The organism is Tsuneonella sp. HG222, assembly GCF_053819185.1.
In genome coordinates this window covers 245,171-264,154 of the sequence record NZ_JBSOQZ010000002.1, presented here as the reverse complement: position 1 = coordinate 264,154, position 18,984 = coordinate 245,171, and the positions used below count along the sequence as shown (strand labels likewise).

General features: G+C 68.3%; 20 protein-coding genes. 7 read left to right on the top strand and 13 right to left on the bottom strand.

Translation table 11 applies throughout. The features are described 5' to 3' along the window. Positions 1-197 precede the first annotated feature (197 nt). From ACWPMZ_RS12840 to ACWPMZ_RS12830, 3 genes are read left to right on the top strand one after another with little or no spacing between them, the layout of a single operon-like run. Positions 198-989 carry an exodeoxyribonuclease III gene (locus ACWPMZ_RS12840; protein ID WP_455704456.1) on the top strand — a complete coding sequence of 264 codons (792 nt, stop codon included), beginning with the start codon at positions 198-200 and terminating at the stop codon, positions 987-989. A 26-nt stretch (positions 990-1,015) separates the two neighbouring features. Further along, positions 1,016-2,047 carry a GTP cyclohydrolase II gene (gene ribA / locus ACWPMZ_RS12835; RefSeq protein ID WP_455704455.1) on the top strand — a complete coding sequence of 344 codons (1,032 nt, stop codon included), beginning with the start codon at positions 1,016-1,018 and terminating at the stop codon, positions 2,045-2,047. Further along, complete coding sequence (locus ACWPMZ_RS12830) at positions 2,044-2,562, top strand: GNAT family N-acetyltransferase (RefSeq protein ID WP_455704454.1); 519 nt, start codon at positions 2,044-2,046, stop codon at positions 2,560-2,562. The genes ribA and ACWPMZ_RS12830 overlap by 4 nt, the downstream gene beginning before the upstream one ends. Here ACWPMZ_RS12830 and ACWPMZ_RS12825 read toward each other — a convergent pair. The 5 genes from ACWPMZ_RS12825 to recQ form a co-directional block, all read right to left on the bottom strand. Beyond that, complete coding sequence (locus ACWPMZ_RS12825; protein WP_455704453.1) at positions 2,559-2,822, bottom strand: DksA/TraR family C4-type zinc finger protein; 264 nt, start codon at positions 2,820-2,822, stop codon at positions 2,559-2,561. The genes ACWPMZ_RS12830 and ACWPMZ_RS12825 overlap by 4 nt on opposite strands. Positions 2,823-2,874: 52 nt before the next feature. After that, positions 2,875-3,855, bottom strand: coding sequence for a right-handed parallel beta-helix repeat-containing protein (locus ACWPMZ_RS12820; protein WP_455704452.1), 981 nt, complete (start codon positions 3,853-3,855; stop codon positions 2,875-2,877). A 34-nt stretch (positions 3,856-3,889) separates the two neighbouring features. Next, entirely contained in the window at positions 3,890-4,108 is a 219-nt protein-coding gene (locus ACWPMZ_RS12815; RefSeq protein ID WP_455704451.1) for a toxin-antitoxin system HicB family antitoxin, read from the bottom strand. Positions 4,109-4,112: 4 nt separating this feature from the next. Beyond that, complete coding sequence (locus tag ACWPMZ_RS12810; RefSeq protein WP_455704450.1) at positions 4,113-5,027, bottom strand: SPFH domain-containing protein; 915 nt, start codon at positions 5,025-5,027, stop codon at positions 4,113-4,115. 91 nt (positions 5,028-5,118) lie between these two features. Then, on the bottom strand, positions 5,119-6,903 hold the full coding sequence (gene recQ / locus ACWPMZ_RS12805) for a DNA helicase RecQ (protein ID WP_455704449.1): 1,785 nt from the start codon (positions 6,901-6,903) through the stop codon (positions 5,119-5,121). Between the two features lie 158 nt (positions 6,904-7,061). Here recQ and ACWPMZ_RS12800 point away from each other — a divergent pair, with 158 nt between their 5' ends. Genes ACWPMZ_RS12800 through phhA form a run of 3 tightly spaced genes read left to right on the top strand, consistent with a single transcriptional unit; the run spans position 7,062 to position 8,607 of the window. After that, complete coding sequence (locus ACWPMZ_RS12800) at positions 7,062-7,358, top strand: hypothetical protein (protein WP_455704448.1); 297 nt, start codon at positions 7,062-7,064, stop codon at positions 7,356-7,358. After that, on the top strand, positions 7,355-7,621 hold the full coding sequence (locus tag ACWPMZ_RS12795; protein ID WP_455704447.1) for a hypothetical protein: 267 nt from the start codon (positions 7,355-7,357) through the stop codon (positions 7,619-7,621). The genes ACWPMZ_RS12800 and ACWPMZ_RS12795 overlap by 4 nt, the downstream gene beginning before the upstream one ends. A 47-nt stretch (positions 7,622-7,668) precedes the next feature. Then, positions 7,669-8,607, top strand: a complete 939-nt coding sequence (phhA, locus tag ACWPMZ_RS12790; protein WP_455704446.1) for a phenylalanine 4-monooxygenase — start codon at positions 7,669-7,671, stop codon at positions 8,605-8,607. Positions 8,608-8,664: 57 nt separating this feature from the next. Here phhA and ACWPMZ_RS12785 read toward each other — a convergent pair whose 3' ends face one another. The 5 genes from ACWPMZ_RS12785 to ACWPMZ_RS12765 all read right to left on the bottom strand — a co-directional run bounded on the left by ACWPMZ_RS12785 (position 8,665) and on the right by ACWPMZ_RS12765 (position 14,288). Further along, the gene (locus ACWPMZ_RS12785; protein WP_455704445.1) at positions 8,665-8,934 is read right to left on the bottom strand and encodes a hypothetical protein; all 270 of its coding nucleotides are present in this window, start codon (positions 8,932-8,934) and stop codon (positions 8,665-8,667) included. A gap of 85 nt (positions 8,935-9,019) precedes the next feature. After that, the gene (locus ACWPMZ_RS12780) at positions 9,020-9,289 is read right to left on the bottom strand and encodes a GlsB/YeaQ/YmgE family stress response membrane protein (RefSeq protein ID WP_455704444.1); all 270 of its coding nucleotides are present in this window, start codon (positions 9,287-9,289) and stop codon (positions 9,020-9,022) included. A gap of 80 nt (positions 9,290-9,369) precedes the next feature. After that, positions 9,370-10,182: an undecaprenyl-diphosphate phosphatase gene (locus tag ACWPMZ_RS12775; protein WP_455704443.1), complete on the bottom strand. Its 813-nt coding sequence runs from the start codon at positions 10,180-10,182 to the stop codon at positions 9,370-9,372. 77 nt (positions 10,183-10,259) lie between these two features. Further along, positions 10,260-12,380, bottom strand: coding sequence for a M13 family metallopeptidase (locus ACWPMZ_RS12770; protein ID WP_455704442.1), 2,121 nt, complete (start codon positions 12,378-12,380; stop codon positions 10,260-10,262). 117 nt (positions 12,381-12,497) lie between these two features. Beyond that, positions 12,498-14,288 (bottom strand): ABC transporter transmembrane domain-containing protein, encoded by a 1,791-nt coding sequence (locus tag ACWPMZ_RS12765; RefSeq protein ID WP_455704441.1) that lies wholly within the window; start codon positions 14,286-14,288, stop codon positions 12,498-12,500. A 158-nt stretch (positions 14,289-14,446) separates the two neighbouring features. Between ACWPMZ_RS12765 and ACWPMZ_RS12760 the strand changes: the two genes are divergently transcribed. Then, on the top strand, positions 14,447-15,667 hold the full coding sequence (locus ACWPMZ_RS12760) for a polyhydroxyalkanoate depolymerase (protein WP_455704440.1): 1,221 nt from the start codon (positions 14,447-14,449) through the stop codon (positions 15,665-15,667). A 4-nt stretch (positions 15,668-15,671) separates the two neighbouring features. Here ACWPMZ_RS12760 and ACWPMZ_RS12755 read toward each other — a convergent pair whose 3' ends face one another. From ACWPMZ_RS12755 to ACWPMZ_RS12745, 3 genes are all read right to left on the bottom strand, one after another. Then, a complete protein-coding gene (locus ACWPMZ_RS12755) occupies positions 15,672-17,807 on the bottom strand; it encodes a hypothetical protein (RefSeq protein WP_455704439.1) in 2,136 nt (711 codons plus the stop codon). Beyond that, positions 17,804-18,238, bottom strand: coding sequence for a hypothetical protein (locus ACWPMZ_RS12750; protein ID WP_455704438.1), 435 nt, complete (start codon positions 18,236-18,238; stop codon positions 17,804-17,806). Before ACWPMZ_RS12750 ends, ACWPMZ_RS12755 begins: the two co-directional genes overlap by 4 nt. Positions 18,239-18,322: 84 nt before the next feature. Continuing rightward, a complete protein-coding gene (locus tag ACWPMZ_RS12745) occupies positions 18,323-18,937 on the bottom strand; it encodes a DUF4126 domain-containing protein (RefSeq protein ID WP_455705150.1) in 615 nt (204 codons plus the stop codon). Positions 18,938-18,984 lie beyond the last annotated feature (47 nt).

Genomic DNA, 18,984 nt, shown 5'->3' with positions numbered 1-18,984 from the left:
TTGCCCTGGCCTCGAAATGCCGCCGGCTTGTGATAGCGTGACGAACGCTCAAGATGAACCCCCGCCGCAATGCCCCCGCGGCGGGGGTTTTTCGTATCCGGGCATGCCCGGGCCGATGGTCGAACCGATCTCGCCCTCCCCGGGGCCGATGCCCTTCTCGCCTTGAAGGCGCGCCGCCCGCGCCCTAAGCCGCGCGCATGCTCTCAATCGCCAGCTGGAACATCAATTCGGTCCGCCTGCGCATCGATCAGGTCGCGCGGTTCCTTCAGCAGGAAGCGCCCGACGTGCTGTGCCTGCAGGAGATCAAGTGCCGCGAGGAGCAGTTCCCGGGCAAGGCACTGGCCGACCTCGGCTACGTCCACCAGGCGGTCCACGGGCAGAAGGGCTACCACGGTGTCGCCACGGTAAGCCGCGTGCCGTTCACCGAGTTCGGTCGGCACGACTGGCAGGACAACGGAGAGGCCCGCCATGTGGGGGTGGAACTGCACGGCAAGGGCAAGGGCCTGATCCTCGAGAACGTCTACATCCCTGCGGGCGGCGACATCGCCGACCGCGAGGCCAACCCCAAGTTCGGCCAGAAGCTCGACTTTCTCGAGCGGATGACGCGCTGGGCCGAGGCGATCGACCGGCCAACGCTGATCGTGGGCGACTTCAACATCGCCCCGCTCGACTGCGACGTCTACGACCACAAGGCGCTGCTCAAGGTCGTCAGCCACACCCCGCTGGAAGTCGAGACGCTCGGCCGATTCCGCGACGCGCACGGCTGGGAGGACCTGGGCCGCACCTTCATTCCCGCGCCGGAGCGCAACTATTCGTGGTGGTCCTATCGCAGCTACTGGCGCCAGAAGGACCAGGGGCGGCGGCTCGACCATATGTGGACCAGCCCCGACCTCAAGGCGCAGGCGCGCAGCTATCGTTTCGTCGAGGAAACCCGGCGCTGGGACCAGCCGAGCGACCATGTGCCGATCGTGACGGAGCTCGACCTCTGAGCGAGGGGCCATCCCCGGCCCGGCGCGTGGCCCAGGCGATCGACGCGCTGCGCCACGGCTGGCCGCTGGCGATCGGCGAGGCGCCCCCGCTGCTGCCAGTGGAAACCGCGCCGGGCAGCGCCAGCGCGGGCCATGCACTCATTTCCGCAGCGCGTGCAGCCACACTGAAGTTGGCCAACCAGCCCGAGGCGGCCGATGCGCATACCCCGGTGCTGATCCGCGCGGCCGAACCGCTCGACCTGGCCGCCGCGCGCCCGATCGCGGACCCGGCGCTCGACCTCGACGCCCCGCTCAAGGGCCCCTTCGTGGCAGACCCGATCGCCTGGCGTGCAGAGGCCGAGGCGGCGATGGAGTTGGCCCTGCTCGCCGGGGTCCTGCCCGCCTTCCTGGTCGACCCTGCGCCCGCGCGCGAGGCGGTACGGGTCGAACCCGGCGACCTTGCCGCATGGCGCGACACGACCGACCTTGTCATCGCGACCCGCGCGCACCTGCCCGTGGCGGCGCAGGACGATGCCGAGATTGTCGCCTTCCGCAGCCCCGACGACCTGCGCGAGCACGTCGCGCTGATCCTTGGCCGCCAGTCCGCCGACCGTGCGCCGCTGGTGCGGCTCCATTCCGAATGTCTGACCGGGGACGTGCTCGGCAGCCTCAAGTGCGATTGCGGCCCGCAGCTCGACGGAGCGCTCGCGGCGATGGCCGGCGAGGCAGGCGCGGGGGGCTGGGGCGTGCTGCTCTACCTGCGGCAGGAAGGGCGCGGGATCGGCCTGATCAACAAGCTGCGCGCCTATCGGCTGCAGGACCAGGGGCACGACACGCTGGAAGCCAACCGCCGGCTCGGCCTGCCCGACGAGGCGCGCGACTTCCCGGTCGCGGCGCGGATGCTCGAACTACTCGGAGTGCGCGAGGTGCGCCTGATGACCAACAACCCGGCCAAAGTGGCGGCGCTGGAAAGCGCCGGCGTTCGCGTGATCGAACGGGTGCCACATTCGCTGGGCGCCAATCCGCACAACGCCCGCTACCTCGCGACCAAACGCGACGCGGCGGGGCACATCCTGTGATCGTGCGCGTGGAAAGCCCCGGGGATGCGGCAGCCATCCACGCAGTGCACACAGCCGCCTTTGCCGATCATCGGCACAGCGAAGGCGCCGAACCGGACATCGTCGATGCTCTGCGCGCCGCTGGCGATCTCAGCCTGTCTCTGGTCGCCGAGATCGACGGCGCCATGGCGGGCCATGCCGCGTGGTCCGAAGCGGTGCTGGCGACCGGGGAACCCGGCTGGTTCGCACTAGGACCGATCGGCGTAGTGCCCCGCCTGCAGCGTTGCGGAATCGGCAAGGCGTTGATCGCCGCGGGAGACGCGATCCTGCGTGAGCGCGGCGCGAAGGGCGTCGTGCTGGTAGGGGATCCGGCCTATTACGGCAGGCTGGGCTTTCGCCAAGATACGGCGTTGTTTGTCGATGGCCCGCTGGCGGATTACTTCCAGGTGATGCCATTCGTGGACGACGTTCCGGCGGCCTCGGTCGGCTTTGCGCCGGCCTTCGGTCAGGTCCGCCTGCGCGACACCGACGCCTAGCGCAACTGGCTGTCCTTGCTGCCGCGACGGTTGATGGTCGAGTGGACGACCGCCGCATCGCGCCCTGACTGGCAGGCGACGCAGGTGCGCACGCCCGGCACGGCTACGCGCCGACCCTTGGGGATCGGTTCGCCGCATGCATCGCAGTGGGTCGCGCTTTCGCCCGTGGGCATACGGGCACGCGCGGCAGTCACCGCATCCGTCACCGTGTCGTCGATCTGATCTTGCACCGCGCCATCGCGGGTCCAGCCACCGGCCATGTCTGCAGTTCTCCTTGCCGGATAAACCGACAAGGGGCGCGCCGGGTTCCGCTCAGCGGCGTACGAAGCTTGTCAGGCCGGGGCCGAGGGCGTTTTCGCCCAGGCTCAGCTCCTCGCCCGACCAGTCGGCGACGAAGGCCGTGTTGCGGCTGATGCCAGGCGCGAGCCGGGCATCGTTGCCCACGATCGTCAGCCCCGTGCTCGGCTGCTCGACCCCTTCGGCGGCCACGGCGATGAACGCGGAGTAATTCTCCTTGTCCTTGCCCTGGACGAACAGGTTGTTGCTGATCTGGCCGATCGCGCCGTCGGGCAGGTCGATCATGTAGTTGGTGGCATGCCCACGGGCATCGTCGAAGCTCGATCCGGCCACGTCGACGCGCGCCGCGCGGCTCTTGAGATAGTGCCCGCCGGCGCCTTCCTCGAAGCGGCTGGCGGTCACCCGCAAGTGGCCGATCGAACCGGTGTAGATCGAATGCGCGCAGCCCGATTCGTCCTCGCAGTTGCCGAGCCGCGAGAAGGTCGAATGGTCGACGATCAGGCGGATGCCAGCGTCGTGCGAGGTGAGGATGCCCTGCTGGCTGTCGCGAAACCAGCTCTGCGCCACCGTCAGCTGGCCGTTTTCGAGACGGATGCCCGCGCCGTTGTAGTCCGGCACCTTGATGTTCTGGAACACCAGGCCGGCGACTTCGGCCGACCTCCCGCGCAGCACCAGCGCCGCCTTGCCTTCGCAGGCGACCCCGTCGAACACTGCGGCGCCCGGTTCGGCGGCCAGGAAGGCGATCTCGCCCGCGTCCTGCACCGCGCACTGGGCGTAACGGCCCGGGGCGATGGCGATCGTGCCCTTGCCGCCGCCGATCGAATCGACGGCTTCCTGCAGGCGCCCGAAGCCCTTGCCCGTTTCCACCACGGTGAACGGCGCCGTCCCCTGCGCGAGTAGCGCACCGAAGGGAATGGCGGCGACGGCGAGGGCCGCGACCGCGCCGAGCAGCAGCAGCGAAGGGCGATGGAGCGGAGCCGGGAGCTGGTTTTCCATGCCGCCGGCTTAGCGGAAACTGGTAAACGACTTCTTAAGCTTTGCCGCCCGGCCCGTCCTTGGGCGGTCGGCCCCGGCGTGCGGTCTCGCCGACCGGCACCTTGATCCCGCGCCGCGCCAGTGCCTCGCGCAGCAGGACTTCCAGCTCGGCATTGACCGAGCGGAAGTCCTGCGCCGCCACCCGCTCGATCGCCGCGTGAAGCGCGGGATCGAGGCGGAGGGCAAAGGCCTTCTTGGCGGACGCGTTCGGCAAGCGACTACTGGTAGAGCGAGCCGGCGTTGACCACCGGGTTCACGTCGCGCTCGCCGCACAGCACGACCATCAGGTTGCTCACCATCGCCGCCTTGCGCTCGTCGTCGAGGTGGACGATGTTGTCCTCGCTCAGCTTGGCGAGCGCCATCTCGACCATCGAGACCGCACCGATGACCAGCTTGGCGCGGGCGGCGATCACCGCTTCGGCCTGCTGGCGGCGGAGCATGGCCCCGGCGATCTCGGGCGCGTAGGCCAGGTGGGTCAGCCCCGCCTCGTCCACTTCGATCCCGGCCACGTGGAGCCGCTCGTTGAGCTCGGCCTGCAGTTCGGCGCTGACCACGTCGGCACTGCCGCGCAGCGTCGTCAGGTCGTCCTCGCTCATGTCGTCGTAGGGATGGCGCGCGCCCACGGTGCGCAGGCCAGCCTCGATCTGGATGTTCACGAACGCCTTGTAGTCGTCGACGTCGAACACCGCCTGCGCCGTATCCGCCACGCGCCAGACCACGTTGCACGCCGCCTCGATCGGGTTGCCTCGCAGGTCGTTGATCTTGACCCGCTCCGAATGGATGTTGTGCGCCCGGACCGACACCTTCTTGCGCATCATCCACGGCCAGATCCAGCGCAGCCCCTGTTTGCGGTCGGTTCCCTTGTATTCGCCGAACAGCGTGATCACCGCCGCCTGGTTGGGCTGGATCATGTAGAAACCCGTCACGACCAGCAGCGCGAGCACGAACGACAGGATCGCGCTGGCCAGCCAGCCGCCGACGAAGACCCCTGCTTCGTTGAGGCCGGCGAAGGTGAGGAACGACCACACCGTCCAGCCGATCGCCAGCAGCAGCAGCGCCAGCATCACATAGCCGTTGAACGTGCTCGCGGGGCCTTCGCGGCTCTTGGTCATTGCCCTGTTTTCGATCGACATGACGAATCTCCCTCAAGAATAGTGATATCATATTTATATCACTGCGAGGGACGGTCAAGCGAAACCGGGAGCCGTCTCGGCGAAGGTCGTTTCAGGCCCGACGGATGACTTTCAGGAAGGTCTCGCCGTAGGCTTCCAGCTTCTTCGCCCCGACGCCGGAGATGGAGCCCAGGGCAGCCAGCGTGGCAGGGCGGGCGGCGGCCATCTCGCGCAGCACGGCATCGTGGAAGACGACATAAGGCGGGACCTGGGCCTCGGCTGCAAGATCGCGGCGCAGGTCGCGCAGCGCTTCGAACAGCGGATTGCCGACCGGGTTGGGCGTACGGTCGCGCCCGCGGCGGGTCTCCTTACGGGGCGGCTGGACGATCTCGACTGCCCGTTCGCCCTTGAGGATGGCCTTGGCATCGCCCGCCAGCCGCAACCCGCCGTGCTCGGTGGCGACGAGGCTGCCGCGCGCCTGCAAGGCCCGTGCGACTGGCTGAAGCATTCGCGCCTCGTCTTCGCCTTCTATGATGCCGAACACGCTCAGGCGGTCGTGCCCGCGCTGCGCGATCCGTTCGTCGGTCGCGCCGGTCAGGACCTTCTGCAGGTGCCCGAAGCCGAAGCTCTGCCCGGTGCGGTAGACGGCGCTGAGCAGCTTGCGCGCCAGCTCGGTCGCATCGAACACGGCAGGCGCCTCGAGGCAGTTGTCGCAGTTGCCGCACCGCTCGGGCGGGTCCTCTCCGAAATGGCGCAGCAGCACGGCGCGGCGGCAGCCGGCGGTCTCGATCAGCGCGGCCAGCGCATCGAGCCGCGCCGCTTCGCCCTGGCGGCGCGCTTCGTCCACCTCGCCAAGCCGCTGGCGTGCCTGCGCGAAATCGCCCGCTGCCCAGAACATCAGCGCCTGCGCCGGGTCCCCGTCGCGCCCGGCCCGGCCGGTTTCCTGGTAATAGGCCTCGATCGACTTGGGGATGCCGGCATGGGCGACGAAGCGCACGTCGGGCTTGTCGATCCCCATGCCGAAGGCGATCGTGGCGACGATCACCATGTCCTCCGATGCGACGAAGGCGGACTGGTTGTGGGCCCTCACGCGCGGATCGAGCCCGGCGTGATAGGGCAGCACCGGCCGCCCCGTCGCGGCGGCAAGCTGCTGCGCCAGTGTCTCCACCTTGGCGCGGGTGGGCGCGTAGACGATGCCGGGCCCGGGCTCGGCTCGCATCAGGCCGGCAAGTTGCGCGGTCAGGCTGCCGCGATGCGCGATGGCATAGCGGATGTTCGGCCGGTCGAACCCGGCGACGATCAGCCCTTCCTCGCCGATGCCGAGCTGGTCGAGGATGTCGGCCCGTGTGCGATGATCGGCGGTGGCGGTCAGCGCCAGGCGTGGAACGCCGGGGTAGCTGTCGAGCAGCGGGCGCAGCAGGCGATAGTCGGGGCGGAAGTCGTGGCCCCATTCGCTGACGCAGTGCGCCTCGTCGATCGCGAACAGGCAGATCGGCGCGCTCGCCAGGAACTCGCGGAAGGCTGGCTGGCTGGCGCGTTCGGGCGCAACGTAGAGCAGGTCGAGTTCACCAGCGCGGTAGGCGTCCTGCGTTTCGCGCCAGTCGGCGTCGGCACTGGTCAGCGTGGCGGCACGGATGCCGTTGGCGCGGGCAGAGCGCAGCTGGTCGTGCATCAGCGCGATCAGCGGCGAGACCACGACGCAGCTCCCCCGCAACATCGTTGCCGGAAGCTGATAGGTCAGCGACTTGCCCGCGCCGGTGGGCATGACGGCCAGCGTCGAGCGCCCGGCCAGCACACGTTCGACCACCTGCGCCTGGACGCCGCGGAAGTCGTCGAAACCGAACAGGCGGCGCAGCGCCTGGCGGGCCTGCTCGATCGGGGCGTCCTCGTCGGCCATCGCAGCCCTGTGGCAGAACGGCGCCCGGGGCGAAACCGGCCCAAGGCAAAAACTGGGGAGGCCACAATTTTGCCGTTTTCCCGCGCTGCGCGCTGGGCTAGGCAGGGCGGGCCGCGGGCACCGCCCGCGCGCTCCCCGATGACCAGAGGAATTGATTCATGAAGAAGCTCGCCCTTACCGCCGCCTCGGCCTTTGCGTTCGCGCTCGCCGCCTGCGGCAGCGCCGACGACGCCTCGGAAGACGCGATGGCCGACACCGTCGAAATGCCGGCCGACGAAGCCATGGCCGGCGCCGCCGACCCGGTCGCCGAGACCGCCGAAGCCGATGCCGCCGTCGACGCCTCGGCCGATCCTGCCGACCCGACCGCCGCCGCCGGCGATGCGGCCGAAGCTGCGGCCGCCGATGCCGCCGCCGCGGCGGAAGCCGCCACGACGGCTGCCGAAGAAGGCATGTGAGCCGGGCCGGAGCCAATCCGGACCCGAAGGGCGGGGCGTTCGCGCTCCGCCCGCTTGCCGCCGCGCTTGCCCTTGCCGCCGGGCTGGCTGGCTGCGGCCAGAACGACACTGATCCCGGGCCGGGCGGAGTGACCGTGGGCGAAGCCCGCGCGCTGGACGAAGCGGCAGCGATGCTCGAGGAGCGGCGCCAGCCGAAACCCGCCGCCGAGGCGAGCGGTGAGTCCGCACCCGAAGCTGCCGCGCAATCCGATACGGCCGACTGACGAATTGCCGGGAAACCGGCCGCGTGCTAGACGTTTCAGCTGAAACTATGGCCAGCGTTATCGACCCCGACGGCGACTTTTCCGCGATCCCCTCGGTCCCGCACGAGGTCTTCACCGCGCCGCTCAGGCGCCCGGAGCATATCGGCGAGGACTGGCTGGAGCCGCATCAGCGGCAGTACTCGTCCGAGGATGACGCGATCTGGAACGAGCTGTTCGCCCGCCAGATGGATATCCTGCCCGGCCGCGCCTGCAGCGCCTTCATGGCCGGGCTGCAGAAACTGCATCTCAACCGCGGCGGCGTGCCCGACTTTCGAGACCTGTCCGAAGAGCTCGGCCGGCTGACCGGGTGGAGCGTCGTGCCCGTGCCGATGCTGATCCCCGACCACGTCTTTTTCTGGCACCTGGCCAACCGCCGCTTCCCGGCGGGCAACTTCATCCGCACGCGCGAGACGTTCGACTACATCCAGGAGCCGGACGTGTTTCACGACGTGTTCGGCCATGTCCCCTTGCTGACCGACCCGGTGTTCGCCGACTACATGCAGGAATACGGCAAGGCCGGCTGGAAGGCGATGCGCCACAACCGGCTCAAGGCGTTGGGCGCGCTCTACTGGTATACGGTCGAATTCGGCCTGATGCTGGAGGGTGACGACCTGCGGATCTACGGCGCCGGCATCCTGTCCGGCCCGCGCGAGGCCGTGTTCGCGCTCGATGCGAAGTCGCCCAACCGGATCATGCTCAACGTCGACCGGGTCATGCGCACCGACTATGTAATTGACGACCTTCAGCCGACCTATTTCGTGATCGAGAGCTTCGAGGATCTCTTTCGCCAGACGGTGGAGCGCGATTTCGACCGGCTCTATCGCAATCTTGGCGCAGGCTTCACCTACGCCAATTCGGCCGTGATCGACGTCGACAACGTGCTCAATCGCGGCACCCAGGAATATTTCCTGCGCGGCGGCCGCGGCTCGAACGCCGACCCCGCCTGAACAAAAAACGGCCCCGGGTTTCCCCGGAGCCGCTTCTTTGCATCTGTGATCCGAAGACTACGTCGGATCGGTGGTGGTGCCAGCGGCCTGGTCGGCAGCTTCGCCGGTCTCTTCGGCGGCGTCGGCAGCGTCTTCGGCCTGATCGGTCATCGCGTCTTCCTGCGCGTCGGTGATCTGGCCGGCGTCTTCCATCGCCTCAGCCTGCTCGTTGACGACTTCGGCAGCCTGCTCACCGGCATCTTCAGCGGCATTTTCCTGCGGGCCGTCGCAAGCAACGACACCAAGACCCAGCACAGCGGCCGATGCGATCGCAATGATCTTCTTCATAACTGAAATTCCCCTTCATGTGCGGGCCTTGAGCTGGTTGCTTCGGGCCCGTGTTGAACCGTGATTCCTCCCGGTCGCCGCACCCTTAGCGCAAGTAGGCGGGGCGCAACAAGTTAAGCGAGGCAACCACGAAAGCTGCTCCCACCAGCGTCAACAACACGGCAGACACGGTATAGGTTCCGGCCACCAGGCTCGGTTCGTCGAAAAGTGGCGAAATTATGAAGGCTCCCAGCCCGGCGCCCAGCACCCCGGCGAGCAGTTCGATGAAGACCCCACGCGAGGATTCCACGCGCCAGATCACGCTTGCGACCCAGCCGGCGACGGCGCCCGCGACGATGATGAACAACAAACCCATGATTATTTGCCTGTATCTCAGGCCGACTCAACCAAGCCCGAGGGCTGCGGTTCCGGGGATACGGGGTATTCCGGCGCTCTCTAGCGTAGCGATAGCCAGGCTATGGCGGCGGCGCCGATCACGATGCGGTACCAGGCGAACGGGGCGAAGCCGTGCCGGCTGACATAGGCGACGAACAGGCGGATGACCGCCAGCGCGACGACGAACGAGACCACGAAACCGACCGCGATCTCGCTCCAGCCGACGGTCAGTTCGCCGGCCGTCAGCCGCTCGCCCTTGTCGATCAGTTCGAGCGTCGTGGCGCCCATCATGGTCGGCACCGCCAGGAAGAAAGAAAATTCGGCCGCCGTCTTGCGGCCCACTCCCATACCGAGCGCGCCCATGATCGTGGCCCCGCTGCGGCTGACCCCCGGGATCATCGCCAGGCACTGCGCGAGCCCGACGCCGAGCACCTGGCGCAGCGGCAGATCGGCCACGGCGACATCCTCGCCCGGGCGAACGACGCGCTCGATGCCCAGGATCGCGATGCCGCCGATCAGCAGGGCCCAGGCCACGATCATCGGGTTGGCCAGCATGTCGTAGATATGGTCCTTCAGGATCAGTCCGATGATCGCCGAAGGCAGGAAGCCGAGCAACACGTTGCGCGCGAAGCGCAGGCCTTGGGGCTCCAGCTTCAGCACGCCCCGCGCCGCGCCCCAGAAGGTGCCCCAGTATTGGTACACCACCGCCAGGATCGCGCCGAGCTGGATGACGACGTTGAACATCGCCCATTCCTCGGCATCCCAGCCGAACAGCTCGGTGGCGAGGATCAGGTGCCCGGTGGAGGAAACCGGAATGAACTCGGTCAGGCCCTCGACGATGCCGAGCAGGATTGCGGTGAGGGTCAGTCCCATTGGCGGGCGCTCAAGACGAGACGGGGCCGCAAGTCAACGGCCCGCTACCCCGCTCGTCCGATTTCCTTGCTGCGCGACTACCAGATGTGAACGCGTTTCTCGGGCGGGAGATACAGCTCATCGTCGGGCGTGACGTTGAACGCCTTGTACCAGGCATCCACGTTGCGCACGATGCCGTTGACGCGATAGCGATCGGGCGAGTGCGGATCGGTCAGGATGATCTGCCGCAAAAGCTCGTCGCGCCACACGCCCCGGTGCGCCACCGCGTAGCTGAGGAAGAACCGCTGGTCGCCGGTCAGCCCGTCGATCACCGGGGCTTCCTTGCCGTCCAGCGAGAGCTTGTAGGCGCGATAGGCCATCTCCACGCCGGCGAGATCGCCGATGTTCTCGCCCAGGGTGAGGCGGCCGTTGACGCAGAACTTGCCGTCATCGAGCGGGCAATAGGCGTCATACTGCTTGATCAGATCGCCCGCGCGGCTCTCGAATGCCTCGCGGTCCACGTCGGTCCACCAGTTGCGCAGGGCGCCGGTACCGTCGTATTTCGAGCCCTGGTCGTCGAACCCGTGGCCCATCTCATGCCCGATCGTGGCCCCGATCGCGCCGTAGTTCACGGCCGGATCGGCCGAGATGTTGAAGTTCGGCGGCTGCAGGTACCCGGCCGGGAACGTGATCGAATTCATGCTCGGGCTGTACGACGCGTTGACCGTCTGCGGGACGTAGGGCCATTCCTTCCGGTCGACCGGCTTGCCGATCCGCGACACGCTGTCGGCCCGGTACCACTTGGCCGCCTGCATCGCATTGGCGAGCGGCTGGCCGGCGCGGATCTCCAGACCGTCATAGGTCTTGAAGGTATCGGGGTAACCGATCCGCGGATCGAACGCGGCCAGCTTGGCCTGGGCCTCTGTCTTGGTCGCCTCGGTCATCCAATCGCTGTCGGCGATGTTCAGCGCCATCGCCTTGCGCAGATTCTCGATCAGGTCGATCATCGCCGCCTTGTTCTCGGGCGGGAAATAGGTCTGCACGTAGCTCTGGCCGAGCAATTCGCCGATGGAACCCTCGACATATCCTATCGCGCGCTTCCAGCGCGGCTGCTGTTCCTGGCGCCCGTTCAGCATCTTGTCGAACATGGCGAAGCGGGCATTGTCGATGTCGCTCGGCATGATCGCCGCAGCGCCGTCGATGAAGTGCGCGGCGAGATAGGTCTTCAGGGTCGGCAGCGGCGTTTCGGTGAGCAGCTTCATCATCGCCGGCAGGCCCCCGCCGATCCCCGCGAGATATTCCGGGGTCAGCTTGAGAGTGGCGATTTCCTCGGCCGTGGGGGGCATCTGGTTGGCGAGGAAGGTCGCCTGGCCGGGCAGTCCGCCTGCCGCAAGCACGGCATCGGTCGGGAACGCGGGAACCAGCGCCTTGAGCTCGGCGGCGGTCAGGACGTTATAGGTCAGGTCGCGGTTGCGCAGCGCCTGGGGCGCCCATTCGAGTTCGGCGACCTTGTGCTCGAAGGCGTAGACCGCCTCGGCCGCGGCCTTGGGATCCTGGTAACCGGCCTTGCCGAGCACGAACCCGAGATAGTCGCGGTAGGCCTGCTGGATCGCACGGTTCTTCTCGGTCGGCTCGAGATAGTACTCACGCCCGGGCAGCCCCATTCCGTTGAAACCGATCGAGGCAGCGTACTGCATCGGGTTCTTCGGATCGATCGTGACCCCCGGCGCGATGAGCGCGGGGAAGCCCGGCTCGGCCGAAAGCGCCATCAGCGCGGCCAGATCGGGCGCGTCGGCGATGCGTTTGAGATAGGGCTGCGCCGGGGCCATGCCGGCGGCGTCGATCGCCGCCACGTCCATGTAGGCCTGGTAGGCATCGACCACGCGGCGCTCGTTGGTACCGGGCGCGGGATTGTCGGCGATCAGCTTGTCCACCAGCTTGCGCACGTTGGCACGCGTGTCGTCGCGCATGATCGCGGTCACGCCCATCGAGGTGAAGGCCGGCGGGATGGGATTGTCGCGCAGGAACTTGCCGTTGACGTAGTCGAAGAAGTCGTCGCCCGGATCGACCGACGGGTCGAGCTGGGTCAGGTCGACGCCCCAGGTGCCGGTGGTGATCTCGGGCAGCTCGCGCTGCTCCTGGGCAAAGGCAGGCCCCGAGACGAGGGGATGGGCAAGCGCGATGGCGGCTGCGCCGGCGGCGAGGATTGTGCGGATCATGTGCGGATCGGACCCCTTGGATAGTGTTCCATGCCCCATAGCGCAGGGCGGGCGCGCTGCGGCGCCATTCGTCGGTTCGTTTTGCGGCTTGGTCGATGAACCGGACCTGAGACCGGCTCAGGCGATCTCGCCGTCGGTGAACTGGAGCGCGGCGAGGCGCGCATAGAGGCCACCCGCAGCCTGCAGCACCGCATGGCTGCCCTGCTCGACGATACGCCCCTCGTCCATCACCACGATCCGGTCGGCGGCGCGGACGGTGGCGAGGCGGTGGGCGATGACCAGCGTGGTGCGCTCCGCCATCAGCCGCTCCAGCGCCTGCTGGACGAGCCGCTCGCTCTCGGCGTCGAGCGCGCTGGTCGCCTCGTCGAGCAGCAGGATGGGCGCATCGCGCAGCAGCGCGCGGGCGATAGCGAGCCGCTGGCGCTGGCCGCCCGAGAGGCGCGCGCCGCCTTCACCCAGGAAGGTGTCGAGACCCTGCGGCAGCGCGCGCAGGAAATCGGCCGCGTTGGCTGCTTCGGCCGCCTGCCAGATCGCCTCCTCGCTCGCATCCCATTCGCCGTAGCGCAAGTTGTCGCGCGCGCTGGCGGCAAACAGCGTGCCGTCCTGCGGCACCAGGGCCATGCGGCGGCGCACGTCGGCCGGGTCGGCACCGGTCAGCGGCACACCGTCGAGCCGGATCGTGCCGAGCTGCGGATCGTAGAACCGCTCGGCCAGCTGGAAGATGGTCGACTTCCCCGCGCCCGAGGGGCCGACGATGGCGACGGTCTCGCCCGGCTCCACCGTCAGGGTGAAGTCGGCCAGCGCGGCGACTTCGGGGCGGGTGGGATAGCGGAAAGTGACATGGTCGAACGCCAGGCTCCCGCGCGGCGGCTCGGGCAGCGCGGTCGGCCGGGCGGGCGGGGCGATCTCGGGGCGGACCTGCAGCAGTTCGTTCAGCCGGCTTGCCGCGCCTGCCCCGCGCAGCAGGTCGCCGTAAACCTCGGTCAACGCGCCGAACGCGCCGGCGACGAAAGCCCCGGTCAGCACGAAGGCAGCGATCGTGCCGCCGGTGATCTGCCCTTCGGCCACCTGCACCGCACCGCGCCACATCAGCAGCGTGATAGAGCCGAAGACGAAGGCGATGATCACCACCGTCATTATCGCGCGCAGCGTGATGCGCCGCCGGGCGGTGTCGAACGTGCGCTCGACGATGTCGGCGAAGCGGCCCTGCTCGCGCGTCTCCTGGTTGAAGCCCTGGACGATCTTCATCGCGCCGAGCACTTCGGAGGTCATCGAGCCGATGTCGGCCACCCGGTCCTGGCTTTCGCGCGAGACGCCGCGAATGCGCCGGCCGAACAGCGCGATCAGGGGGATGACCACCACAACCACGGCCACCAGCGCCGCGGTCAGCTTGGGGGCAAGGACCAGCAGATAGGCGACCCCGCCGATCACCAGGATGGCGTTCCTGAGGGCAACCGACACCGTCGTGCCCACGACCACCTCGATCTGCGCGGTGTCGGCCGTCATACGGCTGGAGATCTCGCTCGGCGAGTTCTCCTCGAAGAAGGCGGGCGACTGGCGCAGCAGGTTGCGCTGCACGGCCAGGCGGATGTCGGCCACCACGCGTTCGCCCAGCAGCGAGACGAAATAGAACCGCAGGCCGGTGCCGACTGCCAGCACCAGCACGATCATCAGCATCAGTTCGAATGCATGGGCGATCTGTGCTACGTCGCCGCCCCGCGCGAAGCCTCGGTCGATGATCACCTTGAAGTAGGCCGGGATCGCCAGCGTGGCGGCGGCGGTCACGCCCAGTGCGATCAGCGCCAGCACGACCATGCGGGGGTATTGCGCCGCGGCGCGCCAAATCATCCGCAGCGGCCCGAGCGACCGGGCGGGTTCGACGTCGGGCTTCTGCGGGCGGCGGGCCATGGCCGCGGCGCCTAGCGCAAGCGCGCGGCCGATTGAAGGGCATTGGTGAGGCGCGGGCACCAAAAGGCGTTTGCCGCATTGCAACATCGCCGGTTTCACGGCACGGTGCGCTCTGGATCGTCGGGCGGAACACCGCCAACCCAACGGGGACAGCCTACTTGCTTTATCAAGCCTATGAATTCCAGCGCGCGCTGATGGCCGGCGCCAGCAACCTTGCCGCCATCGGTGCGCGCATGCTCAGCAACCCCGCGCTGCCGATGGGCTACTTCGGGATGGGCCCGGCGATGGCCAGCGCGCTCGAGGTGTTCGCCCACGTCTACGAGGATCGCGGCAAGCCGGAGTTCGGCATCGATGCGGTCGAGATCGACGGCAAGACCCGCAAGGTCGAGGAAAAGGTCGCTTTCGAAAAGCCGTTCGGCAGCCTGCGGATGTTCCGCCGCGCCGGCCTGCCCAAGGATGCGCCCCGGTTGCTGATCGTCGCCCCGATGAGCGGGCACTACGCCACCCTTCTGCGCGGCACGGTCAGGCGCATGGTGGAACGCCACGAGGTGTGGGTCACCGACTGGGCCGACGCCAAGATGGTCCCGCTCTCGGCAGGCTCTTTCGATCTGGACGACTACATCGACTACCTGATCGAGTTCCTGCGCTTTATCGGCGAGGGGACGCACATGCTGGCCGTGTGCCAGCCTTCGGTCCCGGCTTTCGCTGCCACGGCGATCATGGGCGCCGACGGCGATCCCTGCCGGCCCAAAAGCCTGACGATGATGGGCGGCCCGGTCGATACGCGGGCCAGCCCGACCAGCGTCAACGACGTGGCGATGGACCGCCCGCTATCGTGGTTCAGGGCCAACGTCATCGCCACGGTCCCGGTCGGCTACCCCGGCGCGGGGCGCAAGGTCTATCCCGGATTCCTGCAGCTCGCCGGCTTCCTGTCGATGAACATCCAGAGCCACATGATGAGCCACTACGAGATGTTCAAACACCTGACGCTGGGCGACACCGAAAGCGCCGGCGCGACCAAGCGGTTCTACGACGAATATCTTTCGGTCTGCGACATGACCGCCGAATTCTATCTCGAGACGATCGAGGAGGTGTTCCAGAACCATTCGCTGCCGCGCGGCAAGTTCGTCCATCGCGGCAAGCCGATCGACCCGGGCGCCATCCGCGACACCGCCCTGCTGGCGATCGAGGGCGAGAACGACGACATCTCGGGCATCGGCCAGACCAGGGCCGCGCTCACCCTGGCCGAGCACTTGCCGGAGGCGAGGAAGAAGTACCTCCTCGCCCCCGACGTGGGGCACTACGGCATCTTCAACGGCAGCAAGTGGCGCACCCGGATCGCCCCGGTGGTCGAGGACTGGATCGCCGCCAACCGCTGACCCGTCAGGTCGACGGGCTGACGGTGGAGACGAGCTGGACGTCGAACACCCCCGGTGCGCCGCCCAGGCGGCAGGTGGCGGAGACCGTCTTCATGTTGTTGCCATCGGGCGCGGTGGTCGGCCAGCGGATCGTGTCACCGGCCATCCAGGTGCCGACGGTGGGATAGCTCGCGGCAAGGCTGTCGATGATCGTCAGCACCCCGTCGTGATAGGCGAAGCGCCCCGTGTGCCCGCTGTTGTTCAGCTCCGGGGCCGGACCCGGACCGTACGCGTGCCAGGCGAAGCTGTTGATCGCGTTGCCGTCGTCGATCATCACGTCCAGGTCGATCCCAGGCACCAGCGCCCGCCGGTCGAACTGCCCGGTGTTGCCCGTGTCGCGCAGTACCTCCCACATCACCGCCCCGCGCGTCGGCACGCTGATGTTGTCGATCCAGAACCCTGGCAGCGGTCCCTGCCCGGCGGTCACCGGCAAGGTGACCGTCTGCTCGCTCACCGCGTTGCGCCCGAGCCGGCGCTCCTCGTCGTACAATGGGCGGGCCATGTAGCGGTTGGTCCCGGTCGCCCCGCGATAGGTCATCGGCGGCGCGCCGGGGACATCGGACAGGGGCATGGCCGCCAGGCCGTACCATGCACCGATGCGGTTGGGCATTGCTCCGGTCACGGTTACGGTCTTGCGAGTGATCGTCGTGGGCTGGGTCGCCAGCATGGCGCCGAACGTGCGCCAGGCGGGGAACACCCCTTCGCCGGTGCTGTCACCGACCAGAGGGGCATGGTGGAGCTTGCGGTCGATCCCGCCCATGATCGTCACCATCCGGCGGTTGCCGCCGTTCATCGCCAGCTGCACGCGGTTGCTCTGCACGTCGATGTCGAGCTGCGGGACGGCGGCCCATCCCTCGGGCGCGGCCGGGCAGCCGTTGACGAAGTGGACGAACAGCGTGTCCTCCACCGTCACGCGGCAGGAGTTGTTGTTGATGCTGGCCGTGTTCTTCAGCACGATCGGGACCGGGGCGTCCTTGCCGTTCTCCAGATACCCCCCGGTCAGCGTCACGTCGGCGCCGTCGATCTCGATCTGCCCGATCTCGATGTGGGGCGTCTCGATGCGCACCGCGCAGCCGCCGCCGAAATGGTGGAAGCCGTTGATCAGGTTGCTGACGCGGCCCCCGTTGCAGGCGCCCAGGCGGACCCCGCGGGTGGGGCCGGTGGCCGTTCCCGACCAGGTATAGCCGGACGAGACGGTGTCGATCACCAACCCGTCGCCCAGGCCCGGCAGGTCGATCAGATAGTCGGTCCCGCTGGCCCGCACCTCGGCATAGATGCGCGTGATGCTGACGTTGTCGCAGTACAAGGGGGCCTTCTCGATCAGCGTCGACACGCCGTCGCAGCGAATCTCGCGGAAGCGATAGGATCCGGCGAAGCGGAACCCGCGGATGCCGTTTGTGCTGCTCCCGTCGAGGCTCAGGTTCTCGAACGTGCTCGAGCCGATGCCGGGATAGGGGACGACCCAGTCGGACGGCGCAGCGGGATCGACGTTGCACCAGAACAGCACGCCCTGGCGGCAGTTGCCTTCGGCAGCCATCGTGCGCCGGGCGCCGGTGCCGTCGTGATAGCGGCCTTGCGGATGGGTCATGAACCGCAGGGTCCGCGTCGGCCCGACCGGTTGGTAGCCGTAGACCGCCGAGCCGCCGTCCAGCCCGACTCCGATCGGGATGCGAATCGATGCGCCCAGCACCACCGCGCCCTTCAGGCCGTCGAAGCGCAACGTGCCGCCGCCGTTGGCGGCGATGCGGTCGACCACTGCCTGGAAGCGCGGCGCCTGGTCCGCCGGGTCACCGACCAGTTCGCCCCATTCGCCGAACTCGTGGTGGGCGGTGATGCCGTACTCGCTGGCCTGGCAGACGCGTTCGGGCGGCTTCGTCCAGTGCCGTCCGGCCGCGTCGGTGAAGGCGAAGCCGAATTCCGCCTCGATCGCTTCGGGCGGACTATCGCTTTCGACGTAGATGCCGCGATCGGCGGTGAGAATGGCGGCATCCAGGCCCGAGGGGTCGAGCGCCATGGTGCGCGCCCGGTCGAGCGCCGGGACGCTGGCCCGGGTGGCCGCACGAACCGCCAGCCCGCGCGCGGTGACGTCGAGCGCGTTCACTGCGACACCCGATAGGCGAGCGTGCCGGAGGTGAGCTCGACGGCGAGGTAGAAGGCGGCGCCGTCCTCGGTCTCGAGCCAGGCCTGCTCGGTGCCGGGCACGGCGTACTGCCCCCAGGGCTGGCCGGCGATGCGCAGCGCCTGCCGGGTCGCGCCCCCGTCGGTCGAGCGCAGCAGGGTGGCGGTGCCCTGCCACGAGCCATCGAGCGTCACGCTGACCACGCGGCCGGCAACGGCGGCAAAGGGGCCGGCGATCATGCTGCCGGTCGCCTCGCCCGTCAGCGGCGGCGGGGAAGCGACGACCGCGTCGAGCGTGACCGGCAGGGGCTGCGCGGCGGTGACGGCGGCATAGTTGCCAGCCGGATCGGCATATCCGACCGCATAGGCCGGAGCATAGCCTGCGGGCGTTTCGATGGGTGTGGGATCGGACATTCACGGACCTCGCTGCGAATCGGAAGGTCCGGTCTAATAGTAACCCGAATTGCCTGTAGGAAAGCTAAAAGATAACCGATGAGGTTAAGAGCGATCTGACGCTGGATCGCTCTCGTGCGCCCCGCCGAACAGCCGCCGGATGACATTGCGCGCCTTGATTAGGAGCCAAACCGTGAGCGCCAGCACCGCGACGGCGATGCCGCCCGCGACCAGCGGGTTGGCGAAGGCGAGATACAGCAACCCGGCGCTCGCCACGTCCTCCGCGGTCGAGACCACGACGTTGCTCACCGGTTCGGGACTGGTGTTGACCACGGCGCGCGCGCCTGCTTTGCCGCCGTGCGCCAGCAACGCGCCCCCGCCGCCGAGCAGGAAGGCGATGGCCTGGGTCGCCGGGTCGCCCGGATCGACCAGCGCCAGCGCCAGCATCGCGCCGCCGACCGGGCGGATGAAGGTGTGCACCGCATCCCAGATCGAATCGAGCCACATCACCTTGTCGGCGAAGAATTCCGCCAGCGCCGCCAGCGCGGCGGTGCCCATGACCCACGGATTGGCCAGGACCTGCAGGCTTTCCAGGTGTTCGGGCAGCGGGACCACGCCGCTGCGCATGGCGATGCCGGTGGCCAGCACGGCCAGGTACAACCGCCAGCCCGACAGCAGGCTGACGCTGGCCGCCACGCCCAGGATTTCCACGATGCCCATCCGCCCTGTCTCCTCGCCTTGCAGCGCCCGGAATACCACAATCCGCC

What these genes read in the sequence shown, in the direction of transcription:
- phhA (WP_455704446.1), top strand. Translation starts at nt 7,669, where the DNA reads ATGGCCAGCGTTATCGACCCCGACGGCGACTTTTCCGCGATCCCCTCG.
- ACWPMZ_RS12810 (WP_455704450.1), bottom strand. Translation starts at nt 5,027, where the DNA reads ATGTCGATCGAAAACAGGGCAATGACCAAGAGCCGCGAAGGCCCCGCG.
- ACWPMZ_RS12765 (WP_455704441.1), bottom strand. Translation starts at nt 14,288, where the DNA reads ATGGCCCGCCGCCCGCAGAAGCCCGACGTCGAACCCGCCCGGTCGCTC.
- ACWPMZ_RS12820 (WP_455704452.1), bottom strand. Translation starts at nt 3,855, where the DNA reads ATGGAAAACCAGCTCCCGGCTCCGCTCCATCGCCCTTCGCTGCTGCTG.
- ACWPMZ_RS12745 (WP_455705150.1), bottom strand. Translation starts at nt 18,937, where the DNA reads ATGGGCATCGTGGAAATCCTGGGCGTGGCGGCCAGCGTCAGCCTGCTG.
- ACWPMZ_RS12775 (WP_455704443.1), bottom strand. Translation starts at nt 10,182, where the DNA reads ATGGGACTGACCCTCACCGCAATCCTGCTCGGCATCGTCGAGGGCCTG.
- ACWPMZ_RS12785 (WP_455704445.1), bottom strand. Translation starts at nt 8,934, where the DNA reads ATGAAGAAGATCATTGCGATCGCATCGGCCGCTGTGCTGGGTCTTGGT.
- ACWPMZ_RS12750 (WP_455704438.1), bottom strand. Translation starts at nt 18,238, where the DNA reads ATGTCCGATCCCACACCCATCGAAACGCCCGCAGGCTATGCTCCGGCC.
- ACWPMZ_RS12780 (WP_455704444.1), bottom strand. Translation starts at nt 9,289, where the DNA reads ATGGGTTTGTTGTTCATCATCGTCGCGGGCGCCGTCGCCGGCTGGGTC.
- ACWPMZ_RS12825 (WP_455704453.1), bottom strand. Translation starts at nt 2,822, where the DNA reads ATGGCCGGTGGCTGGACCCGCGATGGCGCGGTGCAAGATCAGATCGAC.
- ACWPMZ_RS12840 (WP_455704456.1), top strand. Translation starts at nt 198, where the DNA reads ATGCTCTCAATCGCCAGCTGGAACATCAATTCGGTCCGCCTGCGCATC.
- ACWPMZ_RS12770 (WP_455704442.1), bottom strand. Translation starts at nt 12,380, where the DNA reads ATGATCCGCACAATCCTCGCCGCCGGCGCAGCCGCCATCGCGCTTGCC.
- ACWPMZ_RS12800 (WP_455704448.1), top strand. Translation starts at nt 7,062, where the DNA reads ATGAAGAAGCTCGCCCTTACCGCCGCCTCGGCCTTTGCGTTCGCGCTC.
- recQ (WP_455704449.1), bottom strand. Translation starts at nt 6,903, where the DNA reads ATGGCCGACGAGGACGCCCCGATCGAGCAGGCCCGCCAGGCGCTGCGC.